This is a genomic window from Maritalea myrionectae DSM 19524 (assembly GCF_000423365.1).
Taxonomy (GTDB): Bacteria; Pseudomonadota; Alphaproteobacteria; order Rhizobiales; family Devosiaceae; genus Maritalea; species Maritalea myrionectae.
On the sequence record NZ_AUHV01000004.1, the window covers coordinates 59,511 to 75,131 of the forward strand.

General features: G+C 51.4%; 21 protein-coding genes. 15 read left to right on the forward strand and 6 right to left on the reverse strand.

Features of this window, described 5'->3' with window-relative positions; genetic code table 11:
- Positions 1 to 7: 7 nt before the first annotated feature.
- The 4 genes from plsY to ruvX all read right to left on the reverse strand — a co-directional run bounded on the left by plsY (position 8) and on the right by ruvX (position 3,484).
- A complete protein-coding gene (gene plsY, locus G549_RS0111585) occupies positions 8 to 622 on the reverse strand; it encodes a glycerol-3-phosphate 1-O-acyltransferase PlsY (RefSeq protein WP_036222527.1) in 615 nt (204 codons plus the stop codon).
- Positions 623 to 655: 33 nt separating this feature from the next.
- Positions 656 to 1,960 (reverse strand): dihydroorotase, encoded by a 1,305-nt coding sequence (pyrC, locus tag G549_RS0111590; RefSeq protein ID WP_027835167.1) that lies wholly within the window; start codon positions 1,958 to 1,960, stop codon positions 656 to 658.
- Entirely contained in the window at positions 1,960 to 2,949 is a 990-nt protein-coding gene (locus G549_RS0111595; protein ID WP_084634185.1) for an aspartate carbamoyltransferase catalytic subunit, read from the reverse strand. Before G549_RS0111595 ends, pyrC begins: the two co-directional genes overlap by 1 nt.
- Positions 2,950 to 3,037: 88 nt before the next feature.
- Positions 3,038 to 3,484, reverse strand: coding sequence for a Holliday junction resolvase RuvX (gene ruvX, locus G549_RS0111600; protein ID WP_036222529.1), 447 nt, complete (start codon positions 3,482 to 3,484; stop codon positions 3,038 to 3,040).
- 77 nt (positions 3,485 to 3,561) lie between these two features.
- Between ruvX and G549_RS0111605 the strand changes: the two genes are divergently transcribed.
- The 8 genes from G549_RS0111605 (at position 3,562) to G549_RS0111640 (ending at position 9,112) form a co-directional block, all read left to right on the forward strand.
- Positions 3,562 to 4,113: a hypothetical protein gene (locus G549_RS0111605; RefSeq protein ID WP_027835170.1), complete on the forward strand. Its 552-nt coding sequence runs from the start codon at positions 3,562 to 3,564 to the stop codon at positions 4,111 to 4,113.
- 37 nt (positions 4,114 to 4,150) lie between these two features.
- Positions 4,151 to 4,714, forward strand: a complete 564-nt coding sequence (locus G549_RS0111610; RefSeq protein WP_156905547.1) for a PDC sensor domain-containing protein — start codon at positions 4,151 to 4,153, stop codon at positions 4,712 to 4,714.
- Between the two features lie 131 nt (positions 4,715 to 4,845).
- Positions 4,846 to 5,412: a hypothetical protein gene (locus G549_RS0111615; RefSeq protein WP_036222530.1), complete on the forward strand. Its 567-nt coding sequence runs from the start codon at positions 4,846 to 4,848 to the stop codon at positions 5,410 to 5,412.
- 166 nt (positions 5,413 to 5,578) lie between these two features.
- Positions 5,579 to 5,866: an Asp-tRNA(Asn)/Glu-tRNA(Gln) amidotransferase subunit GatC gene (gene gatC / locus G549_RS0111620; RefSeq protein ID WP_027835173.1), complete on the forward strand. Its 288-nt coding sequence runs from the start codon at positions 5,579 to 5,581 to the stop codon at positions 5,864 to 5,866.
- A gap of 67 nt (positions 5,867 to 5,933) precedes the next feature.
- Positions 5,934 to 7,418, forward strand: coding sequence for an Asp-tRNA(Asn)/Glu-tRNA(Gln) amidotransferase subunit GatA (gene gatA, locus G549_RS0111625; protein WP_027835174.1), 1,485 nt, complete (start codon positions 5,934 to 5,936; stop codon positions 7,416 to 7,418).
- Positions 7,419 to 7,420: 2 nt separating this feature from the next.
- Positions 7,421 to 8,194 (forward strand): pentapeptide repeat-containing protein, encoded by a 774-nt coding sequence (locus G549_RS0111630; protein WP_169449643.1) that lies wholly within the window; start codon positions 7,421 to 7,423, stop codon positions 8,192 to 8,194.
- An 82-nt stretch (positions 8,195 to 8,276) separates the two neighbouring features.
- The gene (locus G549_RS0111635) at positions 8,277 to 8,849 is read left to right on the forward strand and encodes a hypothetical protein (protein ID WP_027835176.1); all 573 of its coding nucleotides are present in this window, start codon (positions 8,277 to 8,279) and stop codon (positions 8,847 to 8,849) included.
- Positions 8,846 to 9,112: a helix-turn-helix transcriptional regulator gene (locus G549_RS0111640; RefSeq protein WP_027835177.1), complete on the forward strand. Its 267-nt coding sequence runs from the start codon at positions 8,846 to 8,848 to the stop codon at positions 9,110 to 9,112. The genes G549_RS0111635 and G549_RS0111640 overlap by 4 nt, the downstream gene beginning before the upstream one ends.
- Before the next feature lie 25 nt (positions 9,113 to 9,137).
- On the opposite strand, the gene G549_RS0111645 is transcribed toward G549_RS0111640, so the two are convergent.
- Positions 9,138 to 9,395, reverse strand: a complete 258-nt coding sequence (locus G549_RS0111645) for a YjhX family toxin (RefSeq protein WP_027835178.1) — start codon at positions 9,393 to 9,395, stop codon at positions 9,138 to 9,140.
- A gap of 320 nt (positions 9,396 to 9,715) precedes the next feature.
- Between G549_RS0111645 and G549_RS21420 the strand changes: the two genes are divergently transcribed.
- The 5 genes from G549_RS21420 (at position 9,716) to G549_RS20095 (ending at position 13,508) form a co-directional block, all read left to right on the forward strand.
- Positions 9,716 to 10,603, forward strand: coding sequence for a formylglycine-generating enzyme family protein (locus G549_RS21420; RefSeq protein WP_169449644.1), 888 nt, complete (start codon positions 9,716 to 9,718; stop codon positions 10,601 to 10,603).
- A 133-nt stretch (positions 10,604 to 10,736) separates the two neighbouring features.
- A complete protein-coding gene (locus G549_RS0111655) occupies positions 10,737 to 11,042 on the forward strand; it encodes a chorismate mutase (RefSeq protein WP_027835180.1) in 306 nt (101 codons plus the stop codon).
- Positions 11,043 to 11,106: 64 nt separating this feature from the next.
- Positions 11,107 to 12,588 (forward strand): Asp-tRNA(Asn)/Glu-tRNA(Gln) amidotransferase subunit GatB, encoded by a 1,482-nt coding sequence (gatB, locus tag G549_RS0111660; RefSeq protein WP_027835181.1) that lies wholly within the window; start codon positions 11,107 to 11,109, stop codon positions 12,586 to 12,588.
- A 19-nt stretch (positions 12,589 to 12,607) separates the two neighbouring features.
- Positions 12,608 to 13,090, forward strand: coding sequence for a GNAT family N-acetyltransferase (locus G549_RS0111665; RefSeq protein WP_169449645.1), 483 nt, complete (start codon positions 12,608 to 12,610; stop codon positions 13,088 to 13,090).
- Positions 13,091 to 13,112: 22 nt separating this feature from the next.
- Complete coding sequence (locus tag G549_RS20095; protein ID WP_036222534.1) at positions 13,113 to 13,508, forward strand: VOC family protein; 396 nt, start codon at positions 13,113 to 13,115, stop codon at positions 13,506 to 13,508.
- Between the two features lie 32 nt (positions 13,509 to 13,540).
- Here G549_RS20095 and G549_RS0111675 read toward each other — a convergent pair whose 3' ends face one another.
- On the reverse strand, positions 13,541 to 14,266 hold the full coding sequence (locus G549_RS0111675) for a glutathione S-transferase family protein (RefSeq protein ID WP_027835183.1): 726 nt from the start codon (positions 14,264 to 14,266) through the stop codon (positions 13,541 to 13,543).
- 83 nt (positions 14,267 to 14,349) lie between these two features.
- On the opposite strand from G549_RS0111675, the gene G549_RS0111680 reads away from it, so the two are divergent.
- Entirely contained in the window at positions 14,350 to 15,066 is a 717-nt protein-coding gene (locus G549_RS0111680) for a helix-turn-helix transcriptional regulator (protein WP_027835184.1), read from the forward strand.
- 9 nt (positions 15,067 to 15,075) lie between these two features.
- Positions 15,076 to 15,558, forward strand: coding sequence for a GNAT family N-acetyltransferase (locus G549_RS20100; RefSeq protein WP_051213717.1), 483 nt, complete (start codon positions 15,076 to 15,078; stop codon positions 15,556 to 15,558).
- Positions 15,559 to 15,621 lie beyond the last annotated feature (63 nt).

Below are 15,621 nucleotides of genomic sequence, written 5' to 3' on the forward strand. Positions count from 1 at the left end.
AAATTGCTTATGACGTCTCGCCGTTGGCAGCTTTTGCGCCGCCGATTTTGGTTTCTGTGCCATCGAGTAATCTTAAAATATTGTCTTTATGTCGGTAGTAAAGAATAAGCGAGAGTATGGCACAAGCAGCGCTTAACGCAACGCCGGACCAGATATAGGCAAAAACAGGGGCCGCTGCTGCAGCGCTGAGCGCGGCGAGTGAAGAATAACGGCGCAGCACCGCAACAATAAGCCATGTGGCGCAGAACAGCAGGCACACCATCCAATTGAGGGCCAACAGGGTCCCGATATATGTGGCAACACCTTTGCCGCCTTTGAAACCCAACCAGATCGGCCATACGTGACCGGCGAATGCGGCAACACCTGCCAATAGGGCAGCTTGCTCGCCAAATGCATAGCGCGCCAACAGCACGGCCAGGCCGCCTTTGCCGGCATCGCCAATCAGGGTGAGTAGGGCCAAATCTTTCCGTCCGGTGCGCAGCACGTTGGTGGCGCCGATATTGCCGGACCCAATTTCACGGATGTCACCCAAGCCAGCCAGCTTGGTGAGCACTAAACCAAAGGGGATTGCACCCAGCAGATAGCCGCCAGCGATTGCAATGATGAAATTTACATAGTCCATGATGATCCCCGTCAAATAGTATCGGCCAAAGGCTTATGGCGCTGTTGTGCCATCTTGTTCGAAAACAATATTGCCGTTCACCCATGTTGTAGTCACCTTACCGAATAGGCGAGCATGTTCAAAGGCTGTGTTTTGCGAGCGTGATTTGAGGTCGGTTTCCGCCACGACCCATGGGTAGTTGAGGTCGATCTCAATCAGGTCCGCCGCTGCGCCTTTGGCCAAGCGGCCTGTTTCAAGGCCCAACAACTTGGCAGGGTTGATGGTGAGGGTTTTGAGAAGGTCCAGAAGGCTGATTTGTTCGTCATGCACCAAACGCAGCGCTGCACCCAGCAATGTTTCGAGGCCAATTGCGCCATCGGTGGCTTCTGCAAATGGGCGGCGCTTGCCCTCAGTGTCCTGCGGGTCGTGGGCAGAATGTAAGATATCGATTGTGCCATTGCGCAAACCTTCGACCATCTTTTGCCGCTCGTCCTCAGCGCGCAAAGGCGGGCTGAGTTTGAAATAGGTTCGGTATGACCCAATGTCATTTTCGTTCAGGCACAAATGATTGATCGAAATGCCCGCGCTGATGTTTTTATTGCTTTGCTTGGCATAGGCCATCATCTCGGCAGCTTTGCCGCAGGAAATCTGCGCAGTGTGATAGCGCACGCCAGTCATTTCCGCCAGTTGCAGGTCCCGTGCCAGGGGTATGGTTTCGGCTTCGTGGGGAATGCCCTTAAGTCCAAGCCCTGTGGCCAGGATGCCGGAATTCATGACGCCAGAGCCGATCAGTTCGCGATCACCCACTTGGTGGATGATCGGCATGTCGAAATTTTGCGCGTAGGTAAAAGCATTTTTCAGCATGGCGGTGCTCTGGATCGAGCTGTTGCCATCCGTGAAGGCGCGTGCGCCAGCTGCTTTCAGCAAACCAAATTCCGTGAGGTCTTGTCCTTTAAGCCCCTTTGAAATGGCGGCCGAGGGTAGAATTTTCACGCAGGATGTGGCTTCAGCGCGGCGGATGATAAAATCCACAAGTGCGCCATCGTCGATCACCGGAGTCGTGTCAGGCATCAGCAAAAAGCTGGTGACCCCGCCAGCAGCGGCGGCATTGGAGACACTTTCCAAGGTTTCGCGGTGCTCGCGGCCCGGTTCGCCTGCAAAAACGCGGGTATCGATCAGGCCGGGGGCAATCACATTGCCGTGGGCGTCGCGCGTTTCGATCCCTTCAGGGGCATCAGGTGCGTTTCCCCAATGGATCTCTTTGATTTTGCCGTTCTTAATCCAGAGGGCGCCGTTCGCATCTTTGCCGGAGGCGGGATCAACCAAGCGGGCATTTTTGATGATCAATTCGTTTTTCATCAGCTTGCCTCCCCATTGGCCAATAACGCCTCTAATACGGCCATCCTCACGGCCACGCCCATTTCCACCTGTTCGGTGATCACAGAGCGGGGGCCATCGGCAATGGTCGGTGCAATTTCGACGCCGCGGTTCATGGGGCCAGGGTGCATCACGATGGCATCATCTTTGGCAAAGGCCAGCTTGCGCTCATCCAGGCCGTAGAAATGGTAGAACTCTCGCACAGAGGGGATCATTTTGCCTGAGGCGCGTTCATGTTGCAGGCGCAGCATCATCACCACGTCGGCGCCCTTTAAGCCTTCTTCCATATCGGTGAAGACTTCGGCGGCCATATGTTCAACCCCTGTGGGCAACATGTTCTTCGGCGCGACGACGCGGGTACGTGCATTCATGGCACCCAGCAGCAAAAGATTGGAACGGGCGACCCGCGAATTGGCAATGTCGCCGCATATGGCCACGGTCAGGCCGTTCAGGCGGCCTTTATTGCGGCGGATGGTCAAGGCATCAAGCAGGGCCTGTGTCGGATGCTCGTGAGTGCCGTCGCCAGCGTTGATCACTGAACAAGCCACTTTTTGTGATAAAAGCTCTACGGCGCCGGATGCCGCATGGCGCACCACGATCACATCGGGTTGCATGGCATTCAAAGTTGCCGCTGTGTCGATCAGGGTTTCGCCCTTTTTCACAGAGGAAGTTTGCACCGCCATATTGAGCACGTCCGCGCCCAATCGTTTGCCTGCAATCTCAAAGCTGGATTGGGTTCGTGTAGAGTTCTCAAAGAACAGATTGATCTGGGTGCGGCCCTTAAGGCTATGTTTTGCCTTTCTGGGTTGCCGGGAGATGTCCACCATCGCTTCGGCCCGATCCAGCAATTCAGTGATTTCCACTGGATTGAGGTGCGATATGCCTAAAAGATGTTTTTGAGAAAAATGGTGTTGAGTGGGCACGTTGGTGCCAGACGCATTGTCAGAATTTGTGCGCGAGTTGGGAGTCATTTGCCTGCCATTCCAAATCGGTTTATCGGGCATAACCCAATGCGGCGGTCATAACAAGTGAGCTGGCTCCATATCCTTAAAAAAACTGTTAGCGCTTACTATCTAGATAACCCTGCAAAATGTAGCTGGCCGCGAGTTTATCAACCACTGCCGCTTGCTTGGCGCGGGAAATGTCTGCCTCGATCATGGTGCGCGTGACCGCGCTGGTGGACAGGCGTTCGTCCCAGAAGGCCATGAGCAGATCTGTCTTTTGAGCAAAGTTGCGCTGGAAGGCGCGGGTGGATTGAACGCGCGGCCCTTCGGACCCGTCCATGTTGAGCGGTAGGCCAATTACAATCCCCACAACGTCATTATCGCTGATGATGGCTAAAAGCTGCTCGGCGTCCTGCGTGAATTTTTTGCGTTTGATGGTGGAATGCGGGGTCGCTGTATATTGCAGCCCGTCAGAGATGGCCACGCCTATGGTTTTTGTGCCCAAATCCAGGCCCATCAATCGGCCTTTTCCGGGCAATTCTGCCGGGTTATCAACTGACATAAAAATCTCTCATAAGTTCCATTGCACCGTGCCCAAATCTGTATTAGCATTTTCATATACTGATAGGAATTTTAATTATGCGTATTACTTGGCTTGGTGAAAATGTTTTGCGTCTTGAGCTTGGCTTAGAGCATTTTTTGATCGCGAAAAACAAACAAAATATTCAGGATATTGATGCCGGGAAAGCAGCAGGGGCGAAGATCATCGCCTTTGAGGACGAGCCCACGGCACCTTTTACCGCTTTTTCGGGCCAGGAGCCTGCTGCAAGACCGCGCCGGTTAATCGATCAAGACAATAGTGCCGGTGACCTTTATCTGCAGGGCGAAAACTTCCTCCTGATTGACAGGGTGGGGATAGAACGCCTTATCATCGTGATTGATGGGCTGGAAAATGGTATACTGCCTGCAGATTGGGTATCGGATGCTATAGTCATCATTGCGGCGGCCGAACGAGATGAATTGATTAAGAGCTTTAAAGAAATTAAAGCGAAAAAATCGATGACTATTCAGCCCAGGCATTACCTTTTGGCCATACCCACGCCGGACGAAGAGCTATTCGAGCGCTTTGTGTGCGCCGTTGGGGATAGTCCCGCTCAAATATTGGAGCCGGGTTACGCTGTCGAGATTTGATCCCGTCAGTTGAAACAGAAAAGAAAATGGAGGAACCTTGCTCTCTAGATTCTTTATTATTTTGGGTTTGCTTGCTGTGTTTGGGCAGCAAGTAGGTGCCAGCGAGTATGAAGATTTACTCAATGAGATTGTTGCCGGACCGATCGCTGTGGTTGTGAGCCGTGATCAAGTCCGCGCGGCAATTGCGCGACAGAACGAACAAACCGAGAGCTACTCGCAAAATGAAATCTTGGCGCTGGATGAGAAATGGCGTGCTGAATTGCAAGCGGAGCATCAGCCCCTAATATCCAATGTCCTCGAGCGGGACCTGTCTGACTATTTAAAGCGTATTCAGCGCAATAGCGAAGGGGTGATCACGGAGATTATCATCACCGATGCCGTGGGTTTAAATGTGGGGCTGAGTAAAGTGACCTCAGATTATTGGCAGGGCGATGAAGAAAAGTGGCGAGTGCCTTTCCAGTCTGGCCGCATTAATCTGGGCGAGGTTTCTTTGGATGACTCAACCGGAAAAGTACAAGCCCAAATCAGTGTTCCAGTCAGAGATAGTCGTAACCAAACCATAGGCACAGCCACCTTTGCTGTGCGTGTTGGTAGTGATTGATCGGCCTTTATTCTATTTTGTAACTAATTTCTAACGGTGCCATCAGATTTTTCGGTGAAACCGTTTCAAATTGGACCTTCGTTAACCCGATGGGCTGCACCCTTCTATGGTCTTGTAGAAGGAGATCGAGAATGCGTAATTTGGTTTTGGCGACGGCTATTGTTTCTTTGGGTTTCGTTCAAATCGCTGCGGCGAACGATTATGAAAACTTACTGAATGAGATTGTGGCGGGCCCTGTTGCTGAGGTGGTGAACAGTGAGGCTGTTTGGTCATCTGTTGTGCAGCAAAATGAAATGACGGCCGGATATGATCAGGCGAAAATTGATGAACTTGATGCCCAATGGCGCGCAGAGGTTGATGCCGAGGACAAGCCATTTATCAATGAGGTCATGGATCGGCCCTTGTCGAATTACCTAAAATCAGTGCAAGCGAACAGCAATGGTGTGCTGACTGAGATTTTTGTGGTGGACGCAAAAGGGCTTAATGTTGGCCAAAGTGCAGTAACTTCGGACTATTGGCAGGGCGATGAGGACAAATGGTCCATTCCTTTCAATAGTGGTGGTGTGGACCTTGGCGATATCGAGTTGGATGAATCGACACAGGTTGTGCAAAGCCAGGTGAGCGTGCCTGTGCGCGATGACACCGGTAAAATTGTTGGCACGGCCACATTTGCCGTGCGTGTTGATCAAGAAAACTAAGTTTTCCAAATCTTTAAAGCTCCATGGGGCCGCATTGCGAGAAGCAGTGTGGCCCTTGCTTTATGGGGATTAGGGGTCAACATGTGTTTTTTGCTGATCTTTGGTTGCGAGATCGGCATCGCATTGCTAAAAGCGGACGATCTAATTTCTATTTCAGGAGAATGCCATGTCGGTTGATGCCGATACCGTAAGACGGATTGGCCGTCTTGCCCGCATTAAGATTGAAGAAAATGATGTTGAGAAGCTTCAAGGCGAGCTGAACGTTATTTTGGGCTTTGTTGACCAATTGTCTGAGGTGGATGTTTCGGGCGTAGAGCCAATGACATCTGTTGCCCCCATGGCGTTGCGCCGTCGGGAAGATCAGATCACGGATGGTGGTTATCCCGAAAAGATTGTCGCCAATGCGCCGTTGAGCGAAGACGACTTCTTTATGGTCCCCAAAGTGGTTGAATAGGCCAACGCCCTTCAATTTCTCATATCCTCAAGATTGCAGAATATAGCGCTGCGCGTGGAACGAATTCATGACGACTGAACTGACAAAATTGAGCCTTACAGACACTGTAAAAGGCTTGAAAAATAAAGACTTCACTTCGAAAGAGGTCACGGCGTCTTACCTTTACGCCATTGAAAAAGCGCAAAGCCTTAATGCTTATGTCGCTGTCACGGCGGATCAGGCGCTGGATATGGCTGAAAAAAGTGACGAACGCTTGGCCAAAGGTGAGGGCGGTGCGCTGGAAGGTGTGCCCCTTGGCATTAAAGATTTGTTCTGCACCAAAGGTGTGCACAGCCAAGCCGCGAGCCACATTTTGGATGGCTTTAAGCCTGAATATGAAAGCACCGTCACGCAAAATCTTTGGAACGATGGCGCGGTGATGTTGGGCAAACTCAATATGGACGAGTTTGCCATGGGCTCATCAAACGAGACCTCCTATTACGGACCCGTCATCAATCCATGGCGTGCTGAAGACGGCAATAAGGATTTGGTGCCTGGTGGTTCTTCTGGCGGTTCTGCATCTGCCGTTGCCGGATGGCTTTGTGCAGGGGCCACAGCAACAGACACCGGCGGTTCAATCCGTCAGCCAGCTGCATTTACGGGCACGGTGGGCATTAAGCCGACCTACGGCCGTTGTTCGCGTTGGGGTGTTGTTGCCTTTGCGTCGTCATTGGATCAGGCTGGCCCAATTGCCCGCACGGTGGAAGATTGTGCGCATTTGATGACCTCGATGGCAGGCTTTGACCCGAAAGACAGCACGTCAGTTGATTTGGCTGTGCCGGATTTTGCCGCCGCCGTTGAGCGTGGCGTGAAAGGCCTCACCATTGGTGTGCCGAAAGAATATCGCGTTGAGGGCATGCCCGAAGAGATTGAGAAACTTTGGCATCAAGGGCTTGAATGGTTGAAAGCCGAAGGTGCGACCATCAAAGATATTTCTTTGCCACACACCAAATATGCTTTGCCAGCTTATTACATCGTGGCGCCTGCGGAAGCCTCTTCCAACTTGGCGCGTTATGATGGCGTAAAATATGGCTTGCGTGTGCCGGGCAAAGACATCACCGACATGTATGAGCAAACCCGCGCCGAAGGCTTTGGTCGTGAAGTGCAACGCCGTGTGCTGATCGGCACTTATGCGCTTTCTGCTGGCTATTACGACGCCTATTATTTGCGGGCGCAAAAAGTGCGCACCTTGATCAAGAAAGACTTTGAAGATGTCTTTAATGATGGTGTGGATGCGATTTTGACGCCAGCCACGCCTTCAGCTGCCTTTGGTGTAGCCGATAAGGACATGGCAACAGATCCGATCAAAATGTACCTGAATGACATTTTCACCGTAACAGTGAACATGGCTGGCTTGCCAGGCATCGCGGTGCCTGCGGGCAAAGATGGGCAGGGCCTTCCATTGGGGCTGCAGTTGATCGGCAAGCCGTTTGATGAAGAAACATTGTTTGCGGCTGGCCGCGTGATCGAAAAAGCGCACGGTGAAGATTTTACCCCCAAACAGTGGTGGTAAGTTTGGTTCGCGAACAAATATCAAAAGCCGATTTGTTGGATCGGGTTGATGCAGGCACGCCCATTCAGGCGTGCCTTCTTTTTGAGCTAAACTTGGTCGATGAAGACTTCACCGGCGCAAAGTTTGAAGATTGCGTGTTCGAGGAGACCGACATAAGCGAAGCTGAGTTTATAGATGCCAGCTTTATCAATTGCGATCTGTCCAAAGCCAGTGTGAAATCGGCGAAGTTCGACAATGTGAGCTTTGAGAATTGCCGCTTCTTCAATAGCGAATCCCATAAGGGAATCAGCTTTGAGCGAGTGGAAATGCGCGACGTTCAGTTTGAGCAATGCAACCTTTCCAACGCCAGTTTTATGGGCACCAAACTTTATGAGGTGCGGTTCGCTGACTGCAAAATGATGGGCGTTGATTTGCGCCGCGCCATTTTGGGGCGCGAGGTGGGCAACAACAAGATGTTGCGCGATGTGCGGTTTGAAGATTGCCAACTTGATTATGCCAAGTTGAATGAGTTGAATTTTGACGATTGCAAAATTGTACGGTCCCGCTTGATGGGGGCTGATTTGTCAAACAGCAGCTTTTACGGTGCCGATTTAAGCGAAAGCGATTTGGCGAATGTGCTGCATGATCGCACCAATTTTGAAAATGCCAATCTGCAAGGCGCAAATCTCGACTCTATTGATATTACCGCCCTTTCGGGCATTCGGAATATGAAAGTTTCCGAAAGCCAATTGGCGGCGATCATTTCAAAATTTGGAATTCATGTGGTGCCGGGATAAAATTCATTTTGTATCTTGTAATTTATAAAATGTAGTATATATGCTATATTATGTTTAATATAAGCACCGATGGAGCTGCATGATGTATAGTTATCCCAAATATGAAAAGAAATCCCGAGACTTTAAGTTTTTGAGTGCCATTGGATATGTCCGCTTTATCGAGCGCATGGCTGACTCGCAATTGGGCGAGGGCTTGCAAAGCGCTTTGGCGCGCCGCCTCACAGTGATCGCTTTTATCCTTGGGGCAATGGGGATCGGCTTTGTGTCAGGCTTGCTTGTTTACGCAACGGATCAGAATTGGTCGATGTTGCCCTACTTTGCATTGCTCGCCATTGTTGTGTTTATTGCGTGGCTTTCTGAGGCGGCGATGGTCATTCAGGTCAATCGCGCCATGTTTAAGCATTTTGATGAACGCATGGAGCAGATTTATCTCGAAGCCAAAGCGCGATCACATAGTCTTTCAGTGGTGATTTTTGCATTTTCGCTGTTTTTTGCGCCCGCACTCTTTTTGACAATTCAGAATCTTGATGTGGCATTCGCCGTTTATGTTGCATTCGCAATCCCGATTTGGGTGGTTGTGGCATCAGCGCAGCATATTGTGTTGAGCTGGATGCTTGGCGCGTCTGGTGAGCAATCGGTTGAGGATGATCTATGAGCAGCAAACAGGTCAATTTTTACAATCGGGTGAAAATGCTGCGCGTTGAGCGGGGGCTTTCACGTCAGCAATTGGCGGAGCTGATCAATGTGCACCCGCAAACAATTGGCTACATCGAGCGTCAGCAGTTTAACCCAACCATTGAATTGGCGCTGAATTTATCAAAGGCTCTGGGCGTGGGGTTGGACGCCATGTTTAGTGCAGAGCCATTTGAATTGGTGGATGAGGCCGCGCTTCGGCCCTCAGCCAAAACCAACAAATAGGGCGGCACAAGGCCGCCCTTCAGATTTACCGATTGTTGAGTTGACTGCGCACCAGTTCAAGTCCGCGTCGTGTGATCCGGTAGGGTTGGCCACCGGATGAGGCAATGCATTTCCTGCGTTTCATCTTTTGAAACAGCGGGACATTGATGGCCTCGAGTCGCCAACCCTCGCGGGTAAGGCATTCAACCTTCGTCACTTTTTTATGTTCGTTCTTTGTCACGCGCAGCACGCCGCCTTGCGCCAAATGGTGCAAGATGTGTTGCTCTTCTTTTGATATGTCCATTGATATTCTGTCGATCTTTGCCTTGATCTTTCAAGGCGCAACAAACCCGTAAAGCCACCAGCCCATTCGCATGATGTCTTTAAATTCGTTTTAGACCTGCGCTTGCGGCAGGTCCTTAGCGGGTTTCCGACAGTTGTTGCATTAAAACTCCGTAGGTTCGGAAGGAATTTTATCCAATAGTGATTTGCTCGATTTGGTCTAGTCTCAATCTTATTTTCAACTGTAATTGCGCAGCGAGTGCGGCAATTCGGCAACGCTGCATCGTGCGTTGCAATTTCGCCGTTGCTGCTTAAAGTTGGTGGAAAAAGGGGATGGGAAACTTGGCCAAACAAAATGTGGTTCGGGCGCTGACAATTGGTGTTGCGCTCATGACAGGGTCTAGCGCAATGGCAATTGAAGCTGGATCTGAGCGACAGGATGAAAGCGGCGTGACGCAAGTATTTGTGCCTGCGGGGTGCTTTCAAATGGGAACAAATGAATCGGCGCTAAGCGCTCATATCAACAGTCTGGACGCGCCAGAATGGGCCGCGAATGCGGCGCCGAAATATGAAACACCGGCGCATAAGGTTTGCCTGACGAACGATTATTGGATTGACCGTACAGAGGTCACTAATGCGGCCTTTGCTGAGTTTGCAGCCGCGGGGGGTTATGAAAAGCCAGAATATTGGAGTGAGGCGGGCAAAAAATGGTTGTCAGGGCAATATATCGCCATTTTGCCACTGCCTTGTGACACCTCCGATGAACCAGATCATCCGCGTGCCTGCATCACATTTTATGAAGCCGAAGCCTTTGCCGCTTGGCGTGGTGGTCGATTGCCGACTGAGGCTGAGTGGGAGTACGCGGCGCGCGGGCCAGAAAGCCGGACCTATCCGTGGGGCGATGATTGGGTTGCAGAACATGCTCATATTGTTGGCCAGACGAGTACAGCGCCCGTGGGCCAATATCTGGCGGGTGCCAGTTGGGTTGGTGCGCTCGACATGTCTGGCAATGTAATGGAGTGGGTGCAGGATTGGTTGGGAGAAGGGTATTATGCGAACAGCCCGGTCAATGATCCAACCGGCCCAGAAACAGGCTACAAAAAGGCTGAAAAGGGCGGCTGGTGGGGCTCAAATCCGTTTGTGGCGCGCTCTGCCTATAAGCATTTTGAGGATGGCCCTTCCTATAATGATGGGCACATCGGTTTTCGAGTGGTGACATTGGCGGATTAGCGGCAAAAATGGACTGAAAAAGCCTGCCACAGCAATAGACAATTGGGGCTAATTGCTTTAATCCAAATCGTTGGCGCGCCTTGATTGGCGCGTCTTATCGTAAATGCGGATTTTGACCAGATTGAGCGAATTGATGAAGACGCCTAAAGACTGTCACACGAAGGACGATGTACGCGCCGAGATTGATCGGCTGGACCAGCAATTGATTTCATTGTTTGCGGAGCGCCATGCCTATGTGACCCGGATGGCGGCCATCAAGACCGACCCGCACGAAGCGTTTGATCCTGCGCGCATTGAAACGGTGATTGAAAAAGTGCGGAAGCGCGCTTTAGAAAAGAATTTGGACGAGGACCAAGCCGAGCTGATTTGGCGGACCTTGATCGACTGGAACGTGAATTTTGAAAAGGGCGTCATTGCCGCCCGCCGCAGCCAAGAATAGCATAAGAAGAACAAGCGACAGCGCGAGTTAATCCTATCGCGACATCAAGCGAAGAGAAGAAAATATGACACTTGTTGATACACGCACGCCCGACCCGAAGAAGTTTATCAGCGGCGCAACGGGCGATTGGGAAATGGTCTTGGGCTTGGAGGTGCACGCGCAAGTGACCTCGGAATCCAAACTGTTTTCCGGTTCATCAACCGAGTTTGGCCAGCCACCCAACAACAATGTGAGTTTTGTGGATGCGGCGATGCCGGGCATGTTGCCAGTGATCAACGAAGAATGTGTGCGCCAAGCTGTGCGCACAGGTCTTGGCCTTAAAGCACAAATCAACAAGCATTCTATTTTCGACCGCAAAAACTATTTTTACCCCGACCAGCCACCTGGCTATCAGATTTCTCAATATCTCGACCCGATTGTTGGCGAAGGCAAGGTTTTGCTCGACATGGGTGAGGATGGCGAAGTTGAAATTGGTATCGAGCGGCTGCATTTGGAGACTGATGCGGGCAAACTAATGCACGACCAACATCCAAATATGAGCTTTGTCGACCTCAATCGCGCTGGCGTGGCGCTGATGGAGATTGTGTCTAAGCCGGATCTGCGCTCGTCTGACGAAGCCAAGGCCTATATCAATAAGCTGCGCACCATTATGCGCTATTTGGGCACGTGTGACGGCAATATGGAGCAGGGTTCGCTGCGGGCGGATATCAACGTTTCCGTGCGTCGGCCCGGCGGTGACTTTGGTACACGCTGCGAAATCAAAAACGTGAACTCTATGCGGTTTGCCGGCCAGGCGATTGAATATGAAGCCCGTCGGCAAATCGATATTTTGGAAGATGGCGGCGTTGTTGACCAAGAAACACGGCTTTTCGACCCCAAAACCGGGGAAACCCGCTCTATGCGCTCTAAAGAAGATGCGCAGGATTATCGCTATTTCCCGGAACCAGACCTGTTGCCGCTGGAATTTGACGATGCCTTTATTGAGGGCTTGAAGGCTGGCTTGCCCGAATTGCCCGATGAAAAGCGGCATCGCTTCGTTGAGGAATTGGGCCTTACACCATATGACGCCAGCGTTTTGGTGGCAGATCGCACCTCAGCCGACTTTTATGAAAAAGTGGCGGACGGTCGTGATGGCAAATTGGCGGCAAACTGGGTGATCAATGAATTGTTTGGTCGTTTGAACAAAGAGGGCCTTGAGATTTCCACCAGCCCTGTGAGCGCTGAGCAATTGGGCGGCATTGTCGATTTGATTTCCAAGGGCGATATTTCGGGTAAGATCGCAAAAGATCTGTTTGAAATCGTTTGGACTGAAGGTGGAGATCCAGCCAAGCTCGTTGAAGAGCGCGGCATGAAGCAGGTGACTGACACGGGTGCCATTGAGAAGATGGTGGACGAGATCGTTGCCGCCAACCCGGACCAAGTGGCCAAAGCACAACAAAATCCAAAATTGATGGGCTGGTTTGTTGGTCAGGTGATGAAAGCATCGCAGGGTAAAGCCAACCCGCAAGCCGTGAATGAAATTTTGAAGTCGAAATTAGGACTTTAAACTGATGGTCGCGGGTCCGATGGCATTTTCGATCCGCGACGCTCGCCTTGCCGATGCAAGTGCACTCAGCGTGATGATGCGGCAGTCTTGGCGCGAAAGCTATCGCGGGCTGATGCCCGGGCATCAGCTTGATGAGATTTGCGAGATGTGGTTGGCGCCGCGCAATTTTAAAGAGCGTATCGCCGACAAAAATGCCGCCAATATTCTGGCCATAAATGATGGATTAATCGTAGGGCATTGCTATGCATTGCCACGCGAAAACCGATCTGTTTTGATCGGCTATCTTTATGTGTTGGAAACAGCGCAAGGCGCGGGAATTGGCACCACGCTGCTAAATGCAGTGCTCGAAGTATTTCCGGGCACGGTGCATTTGGAACTGGCTGTTTTGGAGAAAAACCAGGCCGCCATCGGATTTTATAAGCATATCGGCTTTTTTGAAGCTGGGCCGGAGCCGACGCCAGAAAATGAGCCGCCCAGCATCAAGATGACCAAAGTTCTTTAAATTCTTTTCTCAGGAGATTTTTATGAGCAATAAGGTTTCGCGTATTTTCTATACAATGCTTGCACAGGATGTGGAGGCAACAGCCACTTTTTATACCGACATTTTGGACCTGAAGCGCCATTTCGACAGTGATTGGTTTGTGATTCTCACCCCGGTAGATGGTCCAGTGATCGAATTGGCGATCCTTGATGCCAACAACCCGATTGTCCCTGAAGGAATGGCCGCCCGCGCCACTGGCGGTATTCTCAATTTTGTCGTGGCGGATGTTCATATTGCCCATGCTGCGGCGCAACAGGCGGGTGCCAACATCATTTCACCGCCCACAGCCATGCCCTATGGGCAAGAACGCTTGTTGGTTGAAGATCCAAATGGTCAGATGATCGATGTGTCTTCGCCCACCGTGCCAATGCAGGAATAGCGCATGATGGGGCGGCAAGCCGCCCCAATTCTTTATGCCGCTTGCTTTTCCAAATTGGGAAAATATTGCTGCGCCAGCCGATCCATATACTGCACCAAATTGGGCTTTTGCCGTATATGTTCAGCCACCGGTGATTGCACCGGGCCGTAGGCGAAATTGACCAATGAGCCGATAACACTGGCATCGATAAGCGTTGGAATGTTGCTGAAAAAACAGGTGCTGTCGCCCAAAAGCGTGCTTAAATCGTCGATGATCTGGCAGCCGATCGCCACCACTTCTTCCTCTGTGTGGCGGCCAATGCCCTGGCCATAAAGCGTGTTGTTGATCATTTGCTCTGCGCCATCGCTGATCTCTTTGCGCATCGCGTCATCGGGCATGTGGCCAAAGAAGATCGACTTCATAATTGCCGCGTTCTCTGGCTTGTGCCAACGGCCATATACGAGCACCCAATAGAGCTTTTCTTCCACTGTTGAAATCACCATGTTGCCCATGGCGCGGTCCGTTGCGCTTAGATGGCGTAGTGAGTCAAAATCGTGCTGTTCCTGCAAATATTCGGCAATAAAATTGCTGTCTCCCAGCCGTTTGCCTGCGTCTTCGATGAAGGGTACTTTTTGTTTCGGCCCTTCGCGCGGGTCGCCTTGCACATGGCGTTCAAAATCGAGTTCGGAGAGTTGCAACAGCATGTCGAGTTTGGCGCAAAAGGGGCTCAGGCAAGGGGTGCCTGGCGCCACGGGCGGTTGGAAAAATTTGATCGTCATATCTGCATCCTTTGATTTGGCTTGAATGACGATTAAAATACTGACACGCTACTGACAGCGTTGTGTCAGCATGGAGAATTAAATTGCGTCGCGCAGATCGGTTATTACAAATTGTGCAGATTTTGCGCCGCGCCAAATATCAGCCCATTTCGGCGCAAAAGATCGCTGAAGAACTTGAGGTAACACCCCGCACCATCTATCGCGATATGGCGTCGCTGGAATCTGTCGGTGTGCCTGTGCGCGGTGAGGCGGGGGTTGGCTATGTGCTTGAAGATGGGCTTGATTTACCGCCACTTCTTTTCAATTCGCTTGAGCTGGAAACGTTGATGCTGGGGGCGCGTTGGGTGGAAGCGCACGGCGACGCTGATCAGCAAATGGCAGCCAAAGATATTGTGGCCAAGATAGCGGCCGTTTTGCCGGATCATTTGCGCGACGAATTTTACGATGTGTCGCTTTATGCGCCGCCTGGCAGCACGGAAACCTATGTTGGTGTGGTAACCTCCGGGCAATTGCGGCAGGCGCTGCGCAGCGGTCAAATCATCGAGATTGACTATATCAATGAGGCGGGCGCCCAATCGCGGCGGCGGGTGTGGCCGATATCGCTTGGCTATTTTAACTTCAAGCGGCTTTTGCTCGGCTGGTGTGAGTTGCGGCAGGATTTTCGCGCCTTCCGGGCGGACCGCATTCAATCCATTGATGTTCTCGACCAAAAATTGCCCAAAAGTCGCGCTCAGCTGAAGAAAGAGTGGTGGGCAGTTGAAAGCAAGCGCCAACCTCATCTTGTTCGACATACGATTTGAGGTGCTGACGTGCTTATCCGCCGCACAAGGGCTGATGATGTTTCTGGGTTGAAGGCGATGCTGCAGCAGGTGTGGCATCAGACCTACGCGCCGTTTTTGGGTCGTGCGCGTGTCGACCAACTCACAACAATGTGGCACACGCCTGAAAAGCTGGCGGCCGAAACGACTGCAGAAAATTGTGTGTCCTTGGTTGCCGAAAATAATGGCGACATTGTCGGCCATGCTCTCGTCGCGGACGAAGGTGAGGGGCATTTGCATCTCAGGCGACTTTATCTCCAAGCGACCTACCATGGTCATGGTGTTGGCGCGCAATTGCTGGATGTCGCGCTGTCCGCATTTCCGCAAGGTAGGCGTGTCAGCCTTGAGGTGTATGAAAACAATGCGCGGGCGGTGGCGTTTTACAGGGCGCAAGGCTTTGCCGTTTGCGAAAAATTGCGTGACAAGCTTGCGGATGATGAACTTTATGAATTTCGGATGACCAAGGCGCTTTAGCTTGGTTTCACCTCTAATCTGATTATAATTTCGACATGGACAGTGAAATCCTTATTCGCCCTA